General features: G+C 64.7%; 19 protein-coding genes and 1 tRNA gene. 16 read left to right on the top strand and 4 right to left on the bottom strand.

Going from position 1 to position 21,259, the window contains the following annotated elements; translation table 11 throughout:
- Positions 1-9: 9 nt before the first annotated feature.
- From A5740_RS10460 to A5740_RS10435, 6 genes are all read left to right on the top strand, one after another.
- Positions 10-891, top strand: coding sequence for an LLM class flavin-dependent oxidoreductase (locus A5740_RS10460; RefSeq protein ID WP_076193762.1), 882 nt, complete (start codon positions 10-12; stop codon positions 889-891).
- Positions 892-1,004: 113 nt separating this feature from the next.
- Positions 1,005-1,376 carry a hypothetical protein gene (locus tag A5740_RS10455; protein WP_076193761.1) on the top strand — a complete coding sequence of 124 codons (372 nt, stop codon included), beginning with the start codon at positions 1,005-1,007 and terminating at the stop codon, positions 1,374-1,376.
- Between the two features lie 129 nt (positions 1,377-1,505).
- Entirely contained in the window at positions 1,506-2,861 is a 1,356-nt protein-coding gene (locus A5740_RS10450) for an LLM class flavin-dependent oxidoreductase (protein WP_076193759.1), read from the top strand.
- Positions 2,862-2,872: 11 nt separating this feature from the next.
- On the top strand, positions 2,873-3,931 hold the full coding sequence (locus A5740_RS10445) for an ABC transporter substrate-binding protein (RefSeq protein ID WP_254849140.1): 1,059 nt from the start codon (positions 2,873-2,875) through the stop codon (positions 3,929-3,931).
- On the top strand, positions 3,928-4,803 hold the full coding sequence (locus A5740_RS10440; protein WP_076193758.1) for an ABC transporter permease: 876 nt from the start codon (positions 3,928-3,930) through the stop codon (positions 4,801-4,803). The genes A5740_RS10445 and A5740_RS10440 overlap by 4 nt, the downstream gene beginning before the upstream one ends.
- Entirely contained in the window at positions 4,779-5,516 is a 738-nt protein-coding gene (locus A5740_RS10435) for an ABC transporter ATP-binding protein (protein WP_076193756.1), read from the top strand. The genes A5740_RS10440 and A5740_RS10435 overlap by 25 nt, the downstream gene beginning before the upstream one ends.
- 347 nt (positions 5,517-5,863) lie before the next feature.
- On the opposite strand, the gene A5740_RS10430 is transcribed toward A5740_RS10435, so the two are convergent.
- Together A5740_RS10430 and A5740_RS10425 are read right to left on the bottom strand one after the other, a co-directional pair.
- Positions 5,864-6,529 (bottom strand): GntR family transcriptional regulator, encoded by a 666-nt coding sequence (locus A5740_RS10430; RefSeq protein WP_076193755.1) that lies wholly within the window; start codon positions 6,527-6,529, stop codon positions 5,864-5,866.
- 10 nt (positions 6,530-6,539) lie between these two features.
- Positions 6,540-7,697 carry an acyl-CoA dehydrogenase family protein gene (locus A5740_RS10425; protein WP_175616216.1) on the bottom strand — a complete coding sequence of 386 codons (1,158 nt, stop codon included), beginning with the start codon at positions 7,695-7,697 and terminating at the stop codon, positions 6,540-6,542.
- Positions 7,698-7,780: 83 nt separating this feature from the next.
- On the opposite strand from A5740_RS10425, the gene A5740_RS10420 reads away from it, so the two are divergent.
- On the top strand, positions 7,781-8,095 hold the full coding sequence (locus tag A5740_RS10420; RefSeq protein WP_076193753.1) for a nuclear transport factor 2 family protein: 315 nt from the start codon (positions 7,781-7,783) through the stop codon (positions 8,093-8,095).
- Positions 8,096-8,139: 44 nt separating this feature from the next.
- Positions 8,140-9,147 carry a hypothetical protein gene (locus A5740_RS28290; protein WP_139335056.1) on the top strand — a complete coding sequence of 336 codons (1,008 nt, stop codon included), beginning with the start codon at positions 8,140-8,142 and terminating at the stop codon, positions 9,145-9,147.
- Between the two features lie 141 nt (positions 9,148-9,288).
- Here the strand turns inward: A5740_RS28290 and A5740_RS10415 are convergent, their stop codons facing one another.
- Entirely contained in the window at positions 9,289-9,888 is a 600-nt protein-coding gene (locus A5740_RS10415; protein ID WP_139335055.1) for a hypothetical protein, read from the bottom strand.
- A gap of 262 nt (positions 9,889-10,150) precedes the next feature.
- On the opposite strand from A5740_RS10415, the gene A5740_RS10410 reads away from it, so the two are divergent.
- Together A5740_RS10410 and A5740_RS10405 are read left to right on the top strand one after the other, a co-directional pair.
- Complete coding sequence (locus A5740_RS10410) at positions 10,151-11,641, top strand: GNAT family N-acetyltransferase (RefSeq protein ID WP_254849139.1); 1,491 nt, start codon at positions 10,151-10,153, stop codon at positions 11,639-11,641.
- Complete coding sequence (locus A5740_RS10405) at positions 11,611-12,048, top strand: ASCH domain-containing protein (RefSeq protein ID WP_076193749.1); 438 nt, start codon at positions 11,611-11,613, stop codon at positions 12,046-12,048. Before A5740_RS10410 ends, A5740_RS10405 begins: the two co-directional genes overlap by 31 nt.
- A 157-nt stretch (positions 12,049-12,205) precedes the next feature.
- Here A5740_RS10405 and A5740_RS10400 read toward each other — a convergent pair.
- Positions 12,206-12,278: transfer RNA gene (locus tag A5740_RS10400), tRNA-Arg, on the bottom strand.
- Between the two features lie 106 nt (positions 12,279-12,384).
- Between A5740_RS10400 and argS the strand changes: the two genes are divergently transcribed.
- The 6 genes from argS to rho all read left to right on the top strand — a co-directional run bounded on the left by argS (position 12,385) and on the right by rho (position 21,226).
- Positions 12,385-14,034 (top strand): arginine--tRNA ligase, encoded by a 1,650-nt coding sequence (argS, locus tag A5740_RS10395; protein ID WP_076193747.1) that lies wholly within the window; start codon positions 12,385-12,387, stop codon positions 14,032-14,034.
- 35 nt (positions 14,035-14,069) lie between these two features.
- The gene (gene lysA, locus A5740_RS10390; protein WP_175616218.1) at positions 14,070-15,455 is read left to right on the top strand and encodes a diaminopimelate decarboxylase; all 1,386 of its coding nucleotides are present in this window, start codon (positions 14,070-14,072) and stop codon (positions 15,453-15,455) included.
- On the top strand, positions 15,452-16,771 hold the full coding sequence (locus A5740_RS10385) for a homoserine dehydrogenase (RefSeq protein ID WP_076193743.1): 1,320 nt from the start codon (positions 15,452-15,454) through the stop codon (positions 16,769-16,771). Before lysA ends, A5740_RS10385 begins: the two co-directional genes overlap by 4 nt.
- Positions 16,768-17,868 (top strand): threonine synthase, encoded by a 1,101-nt coding sequence (gene thrC / locus A5740_RS10380; protein WP_076193741.1) that lies wholly within the window; start codon positions 16,768-16,770, stop codon positions 17,866-17,868. Before A5740_RS10385 ends, thrC begins: the two co-directional genes overlap by 4 nt.
- A gap of 4 nt (positions 17,869-17,872) precedes the next feature.
- The gene (gene thrB / locus A5740_RS10375; protein WP_076193739.1) at positions 17,873-18,820 is read left to right on the top strand and encodes a homoserine kinase; all 948 of its coding nucleotides are present in this window, start codon (positions 17,873-17,875) and stop codon (positions 18,818-18,820) included.
- A gap of 312 nt (positions 18,821-19,132) precedes the next feature.
- Positions 19,133-21,226 (top strand): transcription termination factor Rho, encoded by a 2,094-nt coding sequence (gene rho, locus A5740_RS10370; RefSeq protein ID WP_076193737.1) that lies wholly within the window; start codon positions 19,133-19,135, stop codon positions 21,224-21,226.
- Positions 21,227-21,259 lie beyond the last annotated feature (33 nt).

Here is a 21,259-nt window from a genome sequence, read left to right as displayed (position 1 = left end):
CGTGTGGGAATGACAATGCCGGTCATGGAACCTCGGTTGGACGCGACGACGCTGCGGGCCTGGGCGCGCCTCATCGACGGCGGGCCGTTCTCGTCACTGTGCTGGGGTGAACGTATCGCTTTCGACAATCCCGACAGTTTGACCCTGCTGGGTGCCCTGTCGGCGTGGACCGACCGGGTACAGCTGGTGACCACCGTGATCGTGCCTCAACTTCATGATCCGGTGCTGCTGGCGAAAGGCCTGGCCACCGGCGATCTGCTCAGCGGTGGACGGTTGACGGTCGGAATCGGTGTGGGTGGACGGCACGAGGACTATCACGCCGTCGGCGCCGATCCGGCCTCCCAGACCCGCCGCGGCATGGCTGAGCGGGTGGCGGTGATGAAGCGGGTGTGGGCCGGGGAGAAGGTCACCGAATCGGTGCTTCCGGTCGGGCCGCCGCCGGTGCAGGCCGGCGGTCCGCCCCTGCATGTGGGCACCATCGGGCCCAAGACCGTGCGTGACGCAGCGGCGTGGGCCGACGGGGTGGCCGGCACCACGCTGGACCTGGATCTGACCCGCCAAGCCGAACTGTTCGACATCGCCCGCACCGCCTGGGCCGAGGCCGGTAAGCCCAAGCCGCACCTGGCCACGTCGTTCTGGTTCGCGCTCGGCGAACCTGAGGTGGCCCGCGCCCAGGTGCACCGCCACCTGCGTCGGTACATGAACTGGATCCCGGCCGAATACGTCGACGCGATGGCTCCGATGACCGGCTGGGCGGGCAGCGAAGAGCAATTGGTCGAGGTGCTCGGCAAGTTCGAGGACATCGGCACCGACGAGGTGCACCTGATCCCGACCAGCTCCGACATCGATCAGTTGCGCCGGGTGGCCGAGGTGGCGAAGGTCTTCGCCTAGGCGCCCCGAGCGGGTGGCAACCCGTGACTCAGTCAGCGGGCCCGGCGATTTCGGTTTAGCGTGTGCGTGCGCTCGTCGTCGGACGGCGTCGGTACAACACAGTTGGGGACTTCATGATCCAGAAGAGTTTGATCGCCACCACCCTCGCCGCGGGCGCCATCGGTGCCGCAGTGGCGCTGGCCGCGCCGGCCTCGGCCGACTCCAAGGGCAACAGCACCGTCGGCTGCTCGCCATGCGACCGCGTGTCGTCGGCCGTCACCGATGCGGTCACCGACGCCGTCACAGGCGCCGCCACCGGCGATGCGGCTCTGCCGGAAAGCCCCATCGTGGACAAGTGGACGAACTTCCCGGGCGAGACGGCGGAGAAGTGGACTGGTTTCCCGGGTAAGACCGCCGAGAAGTGGACTGGATTCCCCGGCAAGACCGCCGAGAAGTGGGGAGGGTTCCCCGGCAAGGTCCTCAAGAAGTGGACCGGCCTGGGCTGATTCCCCGTCGCACGGTCGCCTGCACTCTGTGAATTAGCTGGAATTTCGCTGATCTTAACTGTTCTCGCGGCGCAGCTTGCCCTTTGAAATGGACGCGGTCCGGTCCACCGATCAAAGGAGCTCGTCTCAATGGCTGCGCCCGCGAGGCAGTTGCACCTCAACGCATTCCTGCGCAACATCGGCCAGCACGAAGCGGCCTGGCGCCTGCCCGAAACCGATCTGTCGGGCGTCACCGACATCGGGCACTACATCGAGCTGGCCCGCATCGCCGAGCGCGGCCGGCTCGACGCCGTCTTCTTCGCCGATCACCCGGTACTCAAGGGGCAGACCGAGTTTCGTCCGTTCGATGCTCTCGACCCGGTCACCCTGGTGGCCGCGTTGGCCGGGGCCACCACCAATGTGGGATTGATCGCCACCGCGTCGACCACCTACAACGACCCGTATGGTCTGGCGCGGCGCTTCGCAACGCTCGACCATGTGAGCCGGGGCCGAGCCGGCTGGAATGTGGTGACCACGGCCAACGCCTCGGCCGCCGCCAACTTCGGCGTTCCCAACCATCCGGACCCCGCGGACCGGTACCGGCGTGCCGACGAGTTTCTGCAGGTGGCGCTGCAGTTGTGGGACAGCTGGGAAGACGACGCCATCGTCGGGGACAAGGTGGCGCCGCGATTCGTGGATCCGGCCAAGATCCATGCGATCAACCACTCCGGCCCGCACTTCGACGTGGCCGGACCGCTGGAGGTGCCGCGGTCCCCACAGGGGCATCCGGTGCTGTTCCAGGCCGGATCATCCGAGCCTGGCAAGGAACTCGCCGCCAGATACGCCGAGGCCATCTTCACCGCGCAGCCCACGCTGGCGGAGGCTCGCGACTTCTACCACGACGTCAAGGCCCGGGTCCGCCGTCACGGCCGCAATCCCGACCAGGTGCACATCCTGCCCGGGCTCTCGGCGATCATCGGCGGCACCGAGGCGGAAGCGCGCCAGCGGCAACGTGAGTTCGAGGAGTTGACCGTGCCCGATTACGGGCTCGACCAACTCAGCGCCATCGTCGGTTTCGCGGTCACCAAGGATGATCTGGACCGGAAGCTGACTTTCCCGGCCGAAGAGCCGGGGGACACGTTCATCAAGAGCCGGCTGACCCTGGTGAAACGGTTGGTGGAGACCGACAACCTCACCGTCCGTGAGCTGTTGCTGCGGCTCAGCAGCGGTCGGGGGCACCGGTTGTTCGCCGGTACCCCCGAACAGGTCGCCGACACCATCGAGGAATGGTTCCGCACCGGCGCGGCCGACGGCTTCAATCTCATCCCACCGGCGTTGCCGTCCTCGCTGGCCGATTTCGTCGACCACGTGGTCCCGGAGTTGCAGCGGCGCGGAATTTTCCGTGACGAGTACACCGGCACCACCCTTCGTGACCATCTCGGCCTGGACCGGCCGGGCAATCGATTCATCACCGATGCAGCCGCCGCCGTGTCGGCGGCGAGCTGACAGGGGCTCAGATGCGTAATCCGTTGACTCCGTTCGTGCGTGGGCTGCTGGCCGCCGTTGTCGTCACGGCCGCGGTGACCGCCTGCCAGACGTCGGGAACCGACACGTCGGCGAGCGGTGGACTCGCCGCTGATGCCGCGATCCCCGTCACGGTTCCGGCCGGCACCACGCTGGTGGTGGCCGACGACGCCAATCGGCTCAAGACGCTGTTCGCGTTGTCCGGGGAACAGGATCGGCTCACGGCCGACGTCACATACGCCAACTTCAGCAGCGGGCCGCTGCGGCTGGAGGCGATCCGGTCGGGCAATGCGCAGTTGGGCCGGGTCGGCGACGTCCCGCCCATCCTGGCCCACTATTCCGATGCGGGAGTGCCGATCGTCGGTGCCGTGAAATACGACGGTGACGCCCTGCGGCTGACGACGTCGCCGAAGTCGGGCATTTCGTCGCTGAAAGACCTGGCCGGCAAGAAGATTGCGATCAACGAGGGCACTGCGCAGCAGGCAGTGGTGTTGCGCAACCTCAAGTCTGTCGGCCTGACCATCAAGGATGTGCAGCTGGTCAATCTCGGCCTGGCCGAGTTCGCCGACGGGCTGCGCGCCGAGCAGGTGAATGCCGCGGTGCTCAAGCAACCGGACCGGGTCCGTTACCTCACCTCGACGGCGGGGGAGGGGAGCATCGAAATCCCCAACGCGCCTGGCGCGTACCCGGGCCTGTACTACGTCTACGCCAGCCGAGACGCGCTGTCGGACCCGGGCCGGGCCGCGGCGATCCGCGAGTTCGTCGTCGCCTGGTACCGCGCCGAGCAGTGGCTCAACGATCACAAACAGACCTGGATCGACGAGTATCTGGTCAAGGATCAGAAGGTCAGCCCGGAAGATGCTCGGGTGATCGCCGAGTCCGACGGCACAACCTCGATCCCGGGATTCACCGACGAGGTCATCAAGACCCAACAGGAGACCATCGACCTACTGCAGCAGGCCGGCGCATTCTCCGGCGCGCAACTGCACGCCAAAGACGAATTCGATCTCCGGTTCGCCGACCTCAACGCGAATTCGGCGGGTAATCAATGACCGCCGTCCAGACCGCCCCGGCGTCTTCGACGAAGACCAATTCTGCCGTCGCCCAGGACTATCCGCACCTTGAGCACCGGTCGGGTACTCAACGTCGGCGACGTCTCGGGCCGGGGCGGGCGATTCCCGCCTCACTGGCGATCGGGCCACTGCTGCTGGTCGCGATCTGGATCATCACCTCGCAGCTGGGCATCCTCGACCCGCGGACCCTGCCACCACCGCTGGACATCGTGCGCACCATCGGCGAGATGTGGTCCGACGGTCAGTTGCCCACCAACATCCTCGCCTCGCTGAAACTGGCCTCCATCTCCTTGGCCATCGGCGTAACACTGGGGCTCGCGCTCGCGTTGATCTCCGGTCTGAGCCGCATCGGGGAGGCCATCGTCGACGGGCCGGTCCAGGTCAAGCGTGCGGTGCCGACCCTGGCCATCATCCCGCTGGCGATCATCTGGTTCGGCATCGGCGACACCATGAAGATCATCATCATCGCCACCAGCGTGCTGATCCCCGTGTACATCAACACCACCGCGCAACTCAAAGGTGTCGATCTGCGCCACGTCGAGCTGGCCGAGACGGTCGGACTGTCGCGCAGCCAGTTCATCCGCAAGGTGGCCATCCCGGGTGCCCTGCCCGGATTCTTCACCGGGTTGCGACTCGCGGTGACGATCTCGTGGACCGCACTGGTGGTGGTCGAGCAGGTCAACGCCACCAGCGGCATCGGGTACCTGATGACCCAGGCCCGGCTGTACGGGCAGTTGGACGTGGTGGTGGTCGGCCTGCTGGTCTACGCGGTGTTCGGGCTCACCGGGGACTATGCGGTGCGGGCCGTCGAGAGGAGGGCGTTGTCATGGCGGCGCGCACTGGGAACCTGACCGAGGAAGTGGCCGTCGTACGGAACCTGAGCCGGTCCTTCGGCGGCACAACGATTCTCGACGACATCGACCTGACAATCCGTCAAGGAGAGTTCGTCGCCCTGCTGGGACGCAGCGGCTCCGGTAAGAGCACCCTGCTGCGCGCCCTGGCGGGATTGGACCATGGCGTGGACGGCGACGGGGACCTGTTCGTCGCCCGTGACGTGTCGGTGGTGTTCCAAGACTCCCGTCTGTTGCCGTGGTCACGCGTGCTCGACAACGTCGCCCTCGGCCAGTCCGGTCGCGCCGTCAAAGAACACGCGAGCGCGGTACTGGCCGACGTCGGCCTGGCCGGGCGCGAGCAGGCCTGGCCCTATGAGTTGTCCGGCGGTGAACAGCAACGCGTGGCACTGGCCCGCTCACTGGTGCGCAACCCCGCGCTGCTGCTGGCCGACGAACCGTTCGGGGCGCTCGACGCCCTGACCCGGGTCCGGATGCACCACCTGCTCAAGGAGCTGTGTGCCAAGTACCAGCCCGGCGTGCTGCTGGTGACACACGATGTCGACGAGGCGGTGACGCTGGCTGACCGGGTGCTCGTCCTCGACGGTGGAGCGTTCGTCGTCGACCGGCAGTTGGACTTCGAGACCCCGGACGCACGTACCTACCGCAACCCGGAATTCATCGCGCATCGTGAGGCGTTGCTCGCCGCGCTCGGCGTGGCGACGTCCGGATGAACGGGTGTGCCCCAAACAGATCAGTGGTGACCCGCTGTATACGGGTCACCACTGACGTGAGGCGGTGTTCGGAGGCTTACTCCCCCTAGCCATCACCGCCCGGTGCTCGTGTCCTTCACGTTGGCCCCCTGCCGAAGTACCGATGCACAACGGCCACTGTATACCTTCAATCGGATTTGCTGAAGACGTTTTGTGGGGAAGTTTTGAGATCTTGGCTCAACGGCGGATCTTGGCCGTAAATAGCTGGTAGTTAAGCTAAGCAACATATTCTCGGCTGCGACGCGGAGTCCGCCCGCAAGGTGTTTTCCATGGCAACTTGTTTCGCTGTGTTGCCACCGGCCGAACGCTCAGCCGGAACCTTCACTCTGTGCGAAATGCTCGGCGAGCAGCGCACCGGCGTTGCGGATGTGCCCGGCCATGGCGGCCCGGGCCGGCTCGGGATCGCCGGCCCGAAGATGGTCGATGATGGCGCGGTGATCCTGGGCGGAGGCCTCGGGCCAGCCTTCTACGGCGGCAAAAAATTTGCGTGGCGCGTACGCCAGCGTCGCCTTGATCAGCCAGCGGATCTTCCGTGATCCGCTCAATTGGTAGATCAGGGCGTGGAACTGGTGGTTGAGCCGTTCCTCTTCGTCGGAATCTTTTGTCGCAGCGGCCTGTTCGAGGGCGTCCTGGATCTTTTCGAGTTCGTCGATTGTCGCCGGGGTGATCGTCGCCGCGGCACGGGCGGTGAGCTCTCCGGCCAGAAGGGCCTGGGCGTCGTAGATGTCGCGGATGTCGTCGCTGGACAGGGCGGTCACCCGGAAGCCGCGCCGCGGTTCCACGGACAGGAACCCCTCGGTCTGCAGTTGTAGCAGGCCCTCGCGCGCCGGGGTGGCACTGATGCCGAGTCCCTCGGCGACCGACTCCGGACGGATGAACGCTCCGGGCTGGAGTTGGCCCGAGACGATGAGCTCGCGAACATGGGATGCGGCGACATCCGACAACCGCATCAGGGAGGGCCTCTTCGGGATCATCTCCGCCGCCTCAGATGTCAAGCCCGCCGCGTTTGACCAGTTGCTTGGCGATGACGCCACGTTGGATCTCGTTGGTGCCCTCACCGACGATCATCAGTGGGGCATCGCGGAAATAGCGCTCGACGTCGTATTCGGTGCTGTAGCCGTAGCCGCCGTGGATGCGCACCGCGTTCAGGGCGATCTCCATCGCGGTCTCCGAAGCGAACAGCTTGGCCATCCCGGCTTCCATGTCACAGCGTCCGCCGGCGTCGAGGCGCTCCGCGGCGTCGAGCAGCAGGCTGCGGGCGGCATAGAGCTTGGTGCCCATGTCGGCCAGCATGTTGCCGACGGACTGGTGCTGCCAGATCGGCACCCCGAAGCTCTCGCGGTCTTGCGCGTACTGCAGCGCGTCGTCGAAGGCGGCGCGGGCCACACCGGTGGCCCGGGCCGCAACCTGGATCCGTCCGATCTCAAGGCCCTTCATCATCTGGGAGAAGCCGCGTCCCTCGATCCCGCCCAGCAGCGCGTCCGAACCCACGTGGCAGTCAACGAAATTGAGCTCACAACTCTCGACGCCCTTGTAACCCAGCTTCGGCAGATCCTTGGAGACCTCGAACCCGGGGACCTTCTCCACCAACAGGATCGACACGCCCTTGTGGGCGGGGGAGGCGGTCGGGTCGGTCTTGCACAACAGCGCGACCAGACCGGCCTTGCGGGCATTGCTGATCCAGGTCTTCGAACCGTTGATCACATAGCCGGACTCGTCCTTGGTGGCGACGGTGCGCATGGCTTGCAGATCGGAGCCTCCGCCGGGTTCGGTGAGCGCCATCGTGGCGCGTAGCTCGCCGGTGGCCATCCGGGGCAGGTATTTCTGTTTCTGCTCCTCAGTGCCGAACTGCAACAACAACTTCGACACCACCGTGTGCCCGCCCATCGCGCCGGCCAGGCTCATCCAGCCGCGGGCAAGTTCCTCGGTGACCTGTGCATAGCAGGGCATCGACACCGCGGCGAAGCCATACGGCTCCGGGATCGCCAGCCCGAAGATGCCCATCTCCTTCATCGCCTCGATGAGATCTTCGGGATAGGTGTTGGCATGTTCGAGCTCGCGGACCACCGGCCGGACCTGCTTGTCGACGAAGTCGCGGACGGTACTGACGATGGCCTGCTCTTCGGCGGACAACGTGATCACTGCGATCCTTTCCTGAAATTCTATGGCAAATATTCTATAGAGTTTGAGGATCCGATGCTCTGGCCGCGGTCTGCGCTGATCCGATGCAGATCCTCGACGGGATGGCGCCGCATGTGTGGCAGGGGCCGACCGCCACCCGGGACTGGTGGCACGACGTGCTCGCCGAGGGCGAGCACCTCGGCGCCTCGGGATATCACGTCACGCTCGGCGAGCCGCGCCATGTCGAAGTCAACGGGGCGGACGGCTATGTCGTCGTTCCGACGACGATGACGTTCGACCTCAACGGTCAGCAGATCGTCCAGAACGGGGGAGTCTTCACAATCGCCCTCCGCAACGGCGACGACGGCTGGCGCCTGACCGCGTGGGCATGGTCGAAGGGCATCAACAGCCTCGGCTAGTCGATTTGCATCCGCTCGTTTATCGCACGGTGCAACAATGAAGTGTGACTTTCTCTTTTCGAAACCGGATCAAAATAATTGACAGCCTTCGCAGGCTTCATGTGAACACCGAAGAAATCCGACTTACTGCCTCAGTGTCCGATGAACTGGTGGTCATGCGGTCGGCCACTAATGGTCAACTTGTTGGTGATGCTACAGAGTTGGTCGTGGTCGGCAGTGGATATTCATCAAGTGATCAGGCCCTGCAGTCAGGTGTGAAGTGGCGGCAAGTAGTTTCGCAATATATGGCGCGAATGAGAATCCCAGTTGAATTTGGAAGCGACGACAAGGAGAACGCGCACCCCGAGGAAGTCGAAGTAAAAGGCGACGGCCTGGCGATGATGGGTATTCTTCCGGGAGATGTAATCTACGATGAACGACGGTTTGGACTATATGTGTACCCTACGGAGCCTTCGCGCCGGTTCCTTCATCTGACAATGGGCACGCCATATGTGTGGATGTCGGTGCAGGAGGACGAAGTGCGTGAAGGCATCCTTCCCGCACTATCCAGGCAGAACGGTGTATGGGGTAGCGAATTGAAACTTGCCTATGACCTCGTTCATGCTGCGTTCTCAAATGGCAATCCAGAAGCCAAGTTTATTCTGATGGTTACCGCTGTCGAAGCGCTCATCCCCCACAGACAGCGCAACGATTCCGAAGTTCTATCGCTGCTCGATTCACTGATTGCACAGGTGGAAGGGTGTGCAAGCTGCGATGACCATGTTCGTGACGTTGTTGTCAAGCTTCTGACGAGTGATAAGAATGATTCTGTCCGATCATTCGGTCTAAAGTTGGCTGACAGACTTCCCGGTCAATATGCGAATCTAGCTCCGCGTAAATATTTTGATAACGCTTACGGAAAGCGAAGTGATTTAGCGCACGGCAACCTTCGGGAAGTGGCTACTCTGGGATCTGAGGCGCTTAATCAACAATTTGCCGAGCTGACACGCTTTGTCTTAGATATTTTAGAGCTTTGGACGCCGGATTATTCGAATGCAGAAGGCCCTACGTAGTGTCAGGCTGGTGGTCGGCACCGAGGGGGGCGACCTTGACGCGCGTTGTGGGGTGGGCACGATACGCTCCACGCACTCTGTGGGTGCAATAACGCGCGAGGCGGCAGATCTGGTCGACAGGCGCGGATCAGGCGCGCGAGATCAGTGGCTGCCGACAGGTTGCGTGAGGCTCCAACGCTTGCCTTCGTGCACACCACGTTGCTGCGACCACAGGACATGGTTGCCCTGACCAAGAAGCGTCCAGCCATCGCGCTCCAGCTTGGCCAACTCACCAACACCCAACTGCCACAATAGTCGTGACATATAGAACGCCGGATCAGTCAAAGTCAGGCTTTCGGGGTTGCTTGGCCCCACCTCCTCGAATGGCGCGGTAACTGACGGGCATGTGAAAATCCGCAGCCTCTGATCCCCGAAAGGGCCACGCCACAACGAGTTAGCATAATCGACGGACTGCGCAGCCCAGGCGGTGAAGTCCTTAGCGCTTTGCCAGCCGTCCCCGGTGTGGAACAGCATCGGCATTTTGAACTCCACTGCGAAGACAGGACGTTCGTCTTTCCACAGCTGCGGCTCGCGCGGCCACATGACCGCGTCAACCTTCAGCTGCTTGCCCATCCAGTGCTCGAGCACAACCTCCCGCTCCACGTGGAAATCGGGCTCCAGTTCCGCAAGCGTCGCATCGACAAATGCCTTCTCACTTGGGTACCGAGGCAGCTCTGCGTAGACCTTCCGGCTCAAACTCACACAAGCCATCATCCCGCATCCTGTCCGGAATTCTGGATCAGACAGGGGTACTCCAGGGGGACCCGCCCGGGCAGCACGCTGCCACGGCACGCACTGCAGATTGTGCTGGCTACGAGTACTTGAGTTTTGGAATAGCAATTGTCTCAACACGGGCAAACGCATGCCAGACTGCGGGCGTGTCAGCGCACGAAGGAATCGCCGGGAGGCGATAATCCGGAACGTGGCGGATGGGGGCGGCAGTGCAGGTGGCGCACCATCACCCATGCGCTTTCTGCTGGATACAAACGCTTTTATTGCGTTAGAGCCATTCGCTGGCCAAATGGAAGCGGGCATGGGTCCTGCCGCCACTTTTATGCGCTTGGCGATGAAGCAGGGCCACCGAGTTTTCGTGCATCCTGCTAGTCGAGACGAACTGGCAGAGGGCAACAATCCCGTCCGCGTCCAACAGCGGATGGCGGAACTGAACAAGTTCGACATGCTGGTCGAATCACCGATCAGCTCGCAGATCGACACTGAGCTCGGCCCTGTTGTGCCTGACAGTAATGATCATCGCGACCGCCGGATCCTCGCTGCGCTGCACTCGAACGCCGTCAACTTTCTAGTAAGTGATGATGGCCGTCTTCGGCGTAGGGCCAAGCGTATTGGCGTTGGCGAGCGGGTCTTGACGCTCGCTGATGCTGTCGCGATGCTCGAAGGCCTCGAACCGACCGTTGCCCCTCCTCCGCCCCGGGTCAAGGAGGTGCCGTCCTACGCGCTGGAGCTCGAACAAGAAATTTTCGAGAGCATTCGTGGCGATTATCCAGAGTTCGACGATTGGATTGCCAAAGTGCAGGCGGATTCGGCGAACCGCGAGTGCTACGTCGTCGAAGAGGACGACGGGACCTATGCGGCGATAGCAATTCTGAAGATCAACGAGGAGGACTGTAGCTACGGCTTGGCCTTGCCGATCACCAAGATCTCTACTTTCAAAGTGGCACCGTCATATTCGGGCAACCACTATGGGGAACTTCTCCTCAAGGCTGTCCTGCAGTCCCACCACGACCACGACGTAGGAAGCGCCTACGTTGAGGTCTGGGACCACCACCAACGCTTGATTGACTTCCTCGGCTTGTTTGGATATTCCGACGGCGGGAAGTCGGCGAGGGGCGAAGTTGTATTGGCCAAGGTCTTCCAGCCGCGAGAGGCGTCGCTGAGCCCTCTCGATTTCCACGTTCGCTATGGGCCGCCAGCGGTTGCAAGCGGCGCGTCAGTGTTTGTCATACCGATTCAGGATAATTGGCACAACCAGCTGTTCCCCGAGCGCGCTTCATTCGGAGCTGGTGGTCAGCTTGCGCTACCCGGAATTACCGGACAGACCACCCGCCCCTGGGGAAACGCTTTACGAAAGGCATACCTATGTAACGCGTCAACCAAGCAGATACAGCAGGGTGACGTAATTCTCTTCTACCGTTCCGGGTTCCAGACGGTCGAGGTGATTGGTGTTGTGGAGGACACGCACCGCACGTCTTCACCCGAGGAAGCATTGAATCTGGTCGGTGGACGGACGGTCTACAGCGCGACCGACATCGAGGCGCTTGCCCGGCACCCATCGCAAGTACTCGTTATCTTGTTCCGCCAGGATCGGGTTATCGATCCACCGTGGACACTGGCCGAACTAGTGTCCAACCGCGTGCTGAGGGCACCACCACAAACCGTTCAAAAGGTGAAGGAGGATGGCACCCAATGGGTTCACCAGCAACTGGCAGACAGGTAGTCATGTCTGTCCATCCGCGGTACGCGGAGGCCATCATGGACGGCCGAAAGAAGGTCGAGTTCCGCAAGCGGCCGCTGGCCAGCGACGTGTCCGTGGTGTGGGTGTACGCCACAGCACCAGTTCAACGGATAATTGGCTGCTTCGAGGTAGATGCAACTGTCACCGCGACACCTCGCAACCTATGGCGTCGATTCGCGAGCGTCGGTTGTATAGACCGGGCAGACTTCGACCGGTACTACGCGGGAAGCAGCGTTGGGTCGGGAATCCGAATTGGAAATGTGATCCGGCTTGAGGAGCCCGCACCTATCCGTGAGCTTCTGCCCTCCGGCGTACCTCCGCAGAGCTTTGCCTATGTCGAACCAACTGATCCATCGGGACGGCGTGCCCTTGTCGTTGCGGGAGGCTGACCTCATCGAAGTGCACGGTCGGACCAGTCTGGGCGTGAGCGCTTCGCGCGGCGCGCTTTGCTGGCCGACCACTGGGAAGGATCTGTTATCGCACACTAATCGCACGAGCCTCGTGCCCACGACCCGAAAATGGCCGATGAGCTGCAGAAACGTGAAGTGCCCCCGGCAGGATTCGAACCTGCGGCCTTCTGCTCCGGAGGCAGACGCTCTATCCCCTGAGCTACGGGGGCGCGGGGCTGAAGATCAGCTGCGCCGATTGGGCTTGCATAGCGTAGCGCATGCCGCGGTCAATATGGATTCGGGGCGCGGGGACCCCAGACCATAGGATGGACCCTCGTGACCCCCGCCGACCTCGCCGAGCTGCTCAAGGCCACTGCCGCGGCAGTGCTGACCGAACGTGACCTGGACCCCGCCGCGCTGCCCGACACCGTCACGGTCGAGCGCCCGCGCAACCTTGAGCACGGCGATTATGCGACCAACCTCGCGCTGCAGCTCGGTAAGAAGGTCGGCGTCAATCCGCGTGAGCTGGCCGGCTGGCTGGCCACCGCGCTGGCCGCGGCCGACGGCATCGCTGGCGCCGAGGTCGCCGGGCCTGGGTTCGTCAACTTGCGCATCGAAGCCTCCGCGCAGGGCGTCATCGTCACCAACGTGCTGACCGCCGCCGACGGGTATGGCAACTCCACCGAACTCGCCGAGAAGATCAACCTCGAATTCGTCTCGGCCAACCCGACCGGGCCCATCCACATCGGCGGCACCCGCTGGGCCGCCGTCGGCGACGCGCTCGGCCGGCTGCTGACCACCCAGGGCGCCGACGTCACCCGCGAGTACTACTTCAACGACCACGGCGCCCAGATCGACCGGTTCGCCCGCTCGCTGGTCGCCGCAGCCAAGGGGGAGCCGGCCCCGGAGGACGGCTACGCCGGCACCTACATCAACGACATCGCCGCCTCCGTGCTGGCCAAGCGGCCCGACGTGATGAGTCTGCCCGCCGACGAGCAGCAGGAGACGTTCCGCGAGATCGGCGTGGACCTGATGTTCACCCACATCAAGGAATCGCTGCACGAGTTCGGCACCGACTTCGACGTGTACACCCACGAAGATTCGATGCACACCTCCGGTCGCGTCGACCAGGCCATCGCCAAGCTGCGCGAGACCGGCAACATCTACGAGAAGGACGGCGCAACGTGGTTGCGCACCACCGAGTTCGGTGACGACAAGGACCGCGTCGTCATCAAGAGCGACGGCAACGCCGCCTACATCGCCGGCGACCTGGCGTACTACCTGGACAAGCGTCAGCGCGGGTTCGACCTGTGCATCTACATGCTCGGCGCCGACCACCACGGCTACATCGCGCGCCTGAAGGCCGCCGCCGCGGCGCTCGGGGACAACCCGGACACCGTCGAGGTACTGATCGGCCAAATGGTCAACCTGGTCCGCGACGGTCAGCCGGTGCGGATGAGCAAGCGGGCCGGCACCGTGATCACCCTCGACGACCTGGTCGAGGCCATCGGCGTCGACGCCGCGCGGTACTCACTGATCCGTTCGTCGGTGGACACCCCGATCGACATCGACCTGGCGCTGTGGTCCAGTGCGTCCAGCGAAAACCCGGTCTACTACGTGCAATACGCGCACGCCCGGCTGTCCGCCTTGACACGCAACGCTGTCGATCTCGGCGTCAGCGCCGACACTGCCCACCTGGATCTGCTGACCCACGAAAAAGAGGGCATCCTGATCCGCAACCTCGGCGAGTTCCCGCGGGTGCTGAAAGCCGCTGCTGCGCTGCGTGAACCGCACCGCGTGTGCCGCTACCTCGAAGACCTCGCCGGTGACTACCACCGGTTCTATGACGCCTGCCGGGTGCTGCCGCAGGGTGACGAGACGCCGGGCGACCTCAACGCCGCCCGGCTCGCGCTGTGTGAGGCCACCCGCCAGGTGATCGCCAACGGCCTGGCCATCCTCGGTGTGACTGCACCGGAGCGGATGTGAACGCGCATCCGGCCGGGCCCCGGCATGCCGAGGAAATCCACCAGTCGGGTACTCCGGCAAAGCCGCAGAGTTCCGAAGACATCCTGCTGCTGGCCCCGAACGTCTGGCCGCGCAACCTGGTTCGAGGTGACGACGGCGTCGTCACGATTGCCGGGGTATCGGTCACCGATCTGGCCGCCGAATACGGCACCCCGCTGTTCGTGATCGACGAGGACGACTTCCGGTCGCGGTGCCGCGACATCGCCGCGGCGTTCGGCGGCGGGGACTATGTGCACTACGCCTCCAAGGCATTCCTGTGCACGGAGATCGCTCGCTGGGTCGCCGCCGAAGGCCTGTCGCTGGACGTGGCGACCGGTGGCGAGTTGGCCGTCGCGCTGCACGCCGATTTCCCGGCAGAGCGAATCACGGTGCACGGCAACAACAAATCGGTCGACGAGCTCGCGACGGCGGTCAAGGCCGGTGTCGGGCACATCGTCCTCGACTCCGAGATCGAGATCGAGCGCCTCGATGCCATCGCCGGAACGGCCGGAGTCGTCCAGGATGTGCTGGTGCGGGTGACGCCGGGTGTCGAGGCGCACACCCACGAGTTCATCTCCACCGCCCACGAGGACCAGAAGTTCGGCCTGTCCCTGGCCAGTGGTGCGGCGATGGACGCGGTCCGCAAGGTGTTCGCCACCGACAACCTGCGCCTGGTCGGGTTGCACTGCCATGTCGGTAGCCAGATCTTCGACGTGGCCGGCTTCGAGGTGGCCGCCCACCGGGTGATCGGCCTGCTCCGTGACGTGGTGTCGGAGTTCGGCGTGGAGAAGACGTCGCAGATGTCGGTCATCGATCTCGGTGGGGGACTGGGGATCTCGTACGTTCCAGACGACGATCCGCCGCCGATGCAGGAACTGGCCGACAAGCTCAAGGCCATCGTGAAGAGCGAATCGGAGGCTGTCGGGCTGCCGACGCCGAAGCTCGTGGTGGAACCGGGCCGCGCCATCGCGGGGCCGGGAACGATCACGCTCTACGAGGTCGGCACCGTCAAGGATGTGGCCGTGGCATCCGACAGATACCGGCGCTACGTCAGCGTCGACGGTGGCATGAGTGACAACATCCGCCCGGCACTGTATGACGCCGTTTACGACGCCCGTTTGGTATCCCGCACCAGCGATGCCACCGCAACCCTTGCCCGGATTGTCGGAAAGCATTGTGAGACAGGTGATATCGTCGTCCGCGATACGTGGGTGTCCGATGACATCACGCCCGGTGACCTGCTGGCGGTCGCCGCCACCGGTGCGTACTGCTACTCGATGTCGAGCCGCTACAACCTGTTGTGCCGACCCGCCGTGGTTGCTGTGAAGGACGGCAAGGCGCGCCTGGTGCTCCGTCGGGAGACCGTCGACGATCTGTTGAGCCTGGAGGTGAGTGGTCAATGAGTGAGAAACCCATCGGCGTAGCGGTTTTGGGGCTGGGCAACGTCGGGAGCGAAGTGGTGCGCATCATCAACGAGAGCGCCCCTGATCTCGAAGCCCGTATCGGTGCGCCCCTTGAGGTGCGGGGCATCGGGGTACGCAAGGTCTCCGGCGACCGGGGCGTGCCCAAAGGCCTGCTCACCGACGACATCATCGAGTTGGTGTCGCGGGACGACATCGACATCGTGGTGGAGCTGATGGGACCGGTGAAGCCGGCCCGCAAGGCCATCCTGGCCGCACTCGAGCAGGGCAAATCGGTGGTCACCGCCAACAAGGCGCTGATGGCCCAGTCCACCGGGGAGCTGGCGCAAGCCGCCGAAAAGGCTCGTGTAGACCTCTATTTCGAGGCGGCAGTCGCCGGCGCGATCCCGGTGATCCGGCCGCTGACCCAGTCGCTGGCAGGCGACACCGTGGTGCGGGTGGCCGGCATCGTCAACGGCACCACCAACTACATCCTGTCCGAGATGGACAGCACCGGCGCCGATTACACGTCGGCGCTGGCCGATGCCAGCGCGCTGGGTTACGCCGAGGCCGATCCCACCGCCGACGTCGAGGGTTACGACGCCGCGGCCAAGGCGGCGATTCTGGCCTCGATCGCTTTCCACACCCGGGTGACCGCCGACGACGTCTACCGTGAAGGCATCACCAAGGTGACGTCGGCCGACTTCGAGTCCGCCCGGGCGCTGGGCTGCACCATCAAACTGTTGGCCATCTGCGAGCGGCTCACCACCGACGAAGGTAAGCAACGTGTTTCGGCCCGCGTGTATCCGGCACTGGTGCCATTGACGCACCCGCTCGCCGCGGTCAACGGCGCCTTCAACGCGGTGGTGGTCGAGGCCGAGGCGGCCGGTCGGCTGATGTTCTACGGCCAGGGCGCCGGCGGCGCGCCGACCGCGTCGGCCGTGATGGGCGACGTCGTGATGGCCGCGCGCAACCGGGTCCAGGGCGGCCGGGGTCCGCGCGAGTCCAAGTACGCCAAGCTGCCGATCGCCCCGATCGGCTTCATCCCCACCCGCTACTACGTCAACATGAACGTCTCGGACAAACCAGGCGTCTTGTCCGCCGTGGCAGCCGAATTCGCCAAGCGCGAGGTCAGCATCGCCGAAGTGCGCCAGGAGGGCATGGTCGACGACGAAGGCCGGCCATGCGGTGCGCGCATCGTCGTGGTCACCCACCAGGCCACCGATGCCGCGCTCTCCGAGACCGTCGAGGCGCTGGCCGATCTCGATGTGGTGCAGACGATCAACAGCGTGCTGCGTATGGAAGGAACGAACGCATGAACCCCGGGACGCAAGGCAAGACCAGCGCAGATCCGGTACACCGGCCCTGGCCGGGACTGATCGAGGCCTACCGCGATCGGATGCCGATCGGTGACGACTGGACGCCGATCACGTTGCTCGAAGGCGGCACGCCGCTGATCCACGCCAAGCGGCTGAGTGAACAGACCGGCTGCACGGTGTATCTCAAGGTCGAGGGGCTCAATCCGACCGGTTCGTTCAAGGACCGCGGCATGACGGTGGCGGTCACCGAGTCGCTCGCCCGCGGACAGCAGGCGGTGCTGTGTGCGTCCACCGGCAACACCTCTGCCTCGGCGGCGGCGTATGCGGCCAAGGCCGGCATCACCTGTGCGGTGCTGATCCCACAGGGCAAGATCGCGATGGGCAAGCTGGCGCAGGCTGTCATGTACGGCGCCAAGATCATCCAGGTCGACGGCAACTTCGACGACTGTCTGGAGCTGGCCCGCAAGATCACCGCGGACTTCCCGACCATCGCCCTGGTCAACTCCGTCAACCCGTACCGCATCGAGGGTCAGAAGACCGCGGCGTTCGAAATTGTCGACGCCCTCGGTACCGCTCCCGACGTGCATTCACTGCCGGTCGGCAACGCGGGCAACATCACCGCGTACTGGAAGGGCTACCGCGAGTACCACCGCGACGGCCTGACGGAGCGGTTGCCCCGCATGCTCGGCACCCAGGCTGCCGGAGCTGCCCCGCTGGTCCTGGGTGAGCCGGTCAAGGAGCCCGAGACGATCGCCACCGCCATCCGTATCGGGTCGCCGGCGTCGTGGTCCGGGGCTGTCGAGGCCCAGCAGCAATCTGACGGCCGGTTCCTGGCGGCCACCGACGACGAGATTCTCGCCGCCTATCACCTCATCGCGCGCAGTGAAGGGGTGTTCGTCGAGCCCGCGTCGGCCGCCAGCGTGGCGGGTCTGCTCAAGTCGATCGAGGATGGCTGGGTCAAGCGTGGTTCGACGGTGGTCTGCACGGTCACCGGCAACGGGCTCAAGGACCCCGACACCGCGCTCAAGGACATGCCCACCGTCACCGCGCTGCCCGTCGATCCGGTCGCGGTCGTCGCCGAGCTCGGACTGGCCTAGCCTGGTGAACCAGACCCTCCCCGCCGGGCTGACCGCCACCGCTGTCGTCGCGGCCTCCAGTGCCAACCTCGGTCCAGGCTTCGACAGCCTGGGGTTGGCGCTCAGTCTGTACGACGAGATCATCGTCGAGACAACCGAATCCGGCCTCCGGCTCGAGGTCGAAGGCGAAGGCGCGGGCCAGGTTCCGTTGGATGCCACGCATCTGGTGGTTCGGGCGATCGAGGCGGGACTGCGGGCCACCGGTCATCGGGCTGACGGCCTGATCGTGCGCTGCCGCAACGAGATTCCGCACTCTCGCGGTCTCGGTTCGTCGGCCGCAGCCGTTGTCGGGGGCTTGGCCGTGGTGAACGGTCTTGTCGCGCAAGCTGGTTCAGACCCCTTGACGGAAGACCAGCTGATTCAGCTGGCCAGTGAGTTCGAGGGGCATCCGGACAACGCCGCGGCAGCAGTACTCGGCGGTGCAGTGGTGTCCTGGACGGAGATCGATGAGGGCGGCGAACCGCGGTACCGCGCGGTGCCGATTCAGGTCCACCCCGACATCCGCCTGTTCCCGGCGGTACCGCAGCAGCGGTCGTCGACTGCGGAGACGCGGGCAGTGCTGCCCGACGAGGTCAGCCACCTCGATGCCCGGTTCAACCTCAGCCGGGTCGCGCTGCTGGTGGTGGCGCTGAGCGAACGTCCGGATCTGTTGATGACCGCCACCCAGGATGTGTTACACCAGCCACAGCGTGCCGCGGCGATGCCGGCCTCGGCGGAATACCTGCAACTCCTGCGGCGTTGTGGGGTGGCAGCAGTGCTGTCCGGGGCCGGGCCAACGGTCCTCGGGCTGAGCTCGCAGGCGGGATTGCCTGATGAGGCCACCGAATACGGCGCTGCCAACGGGTTCACCGTCAGGGAAATGTCGGTCGGAGCGGGCGTTCGGTGGACGTCGGGCGTGGCCGCCAAGAACTGACGAGGGGCGACATGAGGAGTAGTGAGCGCCACACGCACACCGTCTGCGTTGCTTGATTACTTCACAAAAGCGAGTTATTCTCGCTTTTGTCCAGCATTCGCAGGGTCTCTGCCTGCGTCGACACCAGGACGACCACCCAATCTTCTTGTGTTCTACTCGTGGACTGACGGTTCGCCGTATATCGGCGAATCCTGGCGATCGCCGTTGCACAGGCGACGGTGTGAGCTACGCGATCAGCGGTTCAGCTGAACGCGCATCGACCTTTGGGGAACCCTCGCGCGACCTGATGAGCGAGGGAAAGAAAGGAAATCCGTGACAGATACGGACCTCTTCACGGCTGACAATGCCAACGGCACTGGGGATTTGCCGACTGCCGTGACATCTGAAAGCGCCGGATCATCTGAAAGCGCTGCGACCGTCGGTACCGCGGCCCCGGCTGCTGCCTCTGCGTCCGGATCGAACACCGCGCGGCGCGCTTCGGGCGCCCGGCCCGCGTCGCTGTCGACCATGGTGCTGCCTGAGCTGCGTGCGCTGGCCAAGGAAATCGGCGTCGAAGGCGCGTCCGGCCTCCGCAAGAGCGAACTGATCGCAGCTATCCGTGCCCACCGTGGCGAGTCCAACGGCGCCACCGAGGCCCCTCAGCAGGCCGCCGCCGACGCCCAGCAGGACACCGGTGCCGATGCCGGCGAGCAGCAGGCGCCGCGTCGCCGTGAGCGTCGGGGCTCCTCGCGCCAGGCCGGTGCGCCCGCCGCCGAGGACGCCGGCAAGGACGACTCGCCCAAGAGCGAGGTCAAGAGCGAGGCAAAGAACGAAGCCAAGGGTGAGGCGAAGGCCGATACCCCGGCCGAGGCCGGAGCCGACGCCAAGACCGAGTCCGCTGAGCCGCAGGAAAAGCAGCCCAAGCGCGACCGGCAGGACCGGCGCGACAAGCGCGAGCAGTCCGACGGCGAGAACAAGCAGGACGAGAAGCGCGACCAAAAGCAGGACCGCGACCAAAAGCAGGACCGGGACCAAAAACAGGACCGGGACCAAAAGCAAGACCGGGACCAGAAGCAGGACAAAGGCCAGGCTCGCGACCAGTCCGATCAGTCCGACAACCAGCAGAACCGGGGCGGCAATTCCAACGCCGATGACGATGGCGATGGAGACGGCCGTCAGGGCCGGCGCGGCCGTCGCTTCCGCGACCGTGACCGTCGCCGCCGCGGGGAACGTGGCGGCGAGGGCGGTGGCGAGACCGAGCTGCGCGAGGACGACGTCGTCCAGCCGGTCGCCGGCATCCTCGATGTGCTGGACAACTACGCCTTCGTCCGCACGTCGGGCTACCTGGCCGGACCGAATGACGTCTACGTCTCGATGAACATGGTCCGCAAGAACGGACTGCGTCGTGGTGATGCGGTCACCGGAGCGGTGCGCGTGCCTCGCGAGGGCGACAGCGGCGGCAACAACCCGCGGCAGAAGTTCAACCCGCTGGTGCGTCTGGACAGCGTCAACGGCGGTCCGGTCGAAGCGGCCAAGAACCGGCCGGACTTCACCAAGCTGACCCCGCTGTACCCGAACCAGCGGCTGCGCCTGGAGACCACGCCCGAGCGGCTGACCACCCGTGTGATCGATCTGATCATGCCGATCGGCAAGGGGCAGCGTGCCCTGATCGTGTCGCCGCCCAAGGCCGGTAAGACCACGATCATGCAGGACATCGCCAACGCGATCACGAAGAACAACCCGGAATGCCACCTGATGGTGGTGCTCGTCGACGAGCGTCCGGAAGAGGTCACCGACATGCAGCGCTCGGTGAAGGGTGAGGTCATCGCCTCGACCTTCGACCGTCCGCCGTCAGACCACACCCAGGCCGCCGAGTTGGCGATCGAACGGGCCAAGCGCCTGGTCGAGCAGGGCAAGGACGTCGTCGTGCTCCTGGACTCGATCACCCGTCTGGGCCGTGCGTACAACAACGCGTCCCCGGCCTCGGGTCGCATCCTGTCCGGTGGTGTGGATTCCACCGCGCTGTACCCGCCGAAGCGTTTCCTCGGTGCGGCGCGCAACATCGAACACGGCGGCTCGTTGACCATCATCGCCACGGCGATGGTCGAGACCGGCTCCACCGGTGACACGGTGATCTTCGAGGAGTTCAAGGGCACGGGTAACGCCGAGCTCAAGCTCGACCGCAAGATCGCCGAGCGTCGGGTGTTCCCGGCGGTGGACGTCAACCCGTCCGGTACCCGCAAGGACGAGCTGCTGCTCAGCCCGGACGAGTTCGCGATCGTGCACAAGCTGCGCCGGGTGCTGTCCGGCCTGGATTCCCATCAGGCCATCGACCTGCTGATGAGCCAGCTGCGCAAGACCAAGAACAACTACGAGTTCCTGGTCCAGGTCTCCAAGACCGCGCCCGGCTCGATGGACGTCGACTGATCCATACGACGCGCGTAAGGCCCCGCCACCGGC

Origin of the sequence: Mycobacterium sp. GA-1841, from assembly GCF_001954135.1 — a bacterium.
GTDB lineage: Bacteria > Actinomycetota > Actinomycetes > Mycobacteriales > Mycobacteriaceae > Mycobacterium.
Note: the sequence above shows the minus strand (reverse complement) of the source record. Positions and strands in the feature narration are given on the sequence as shown.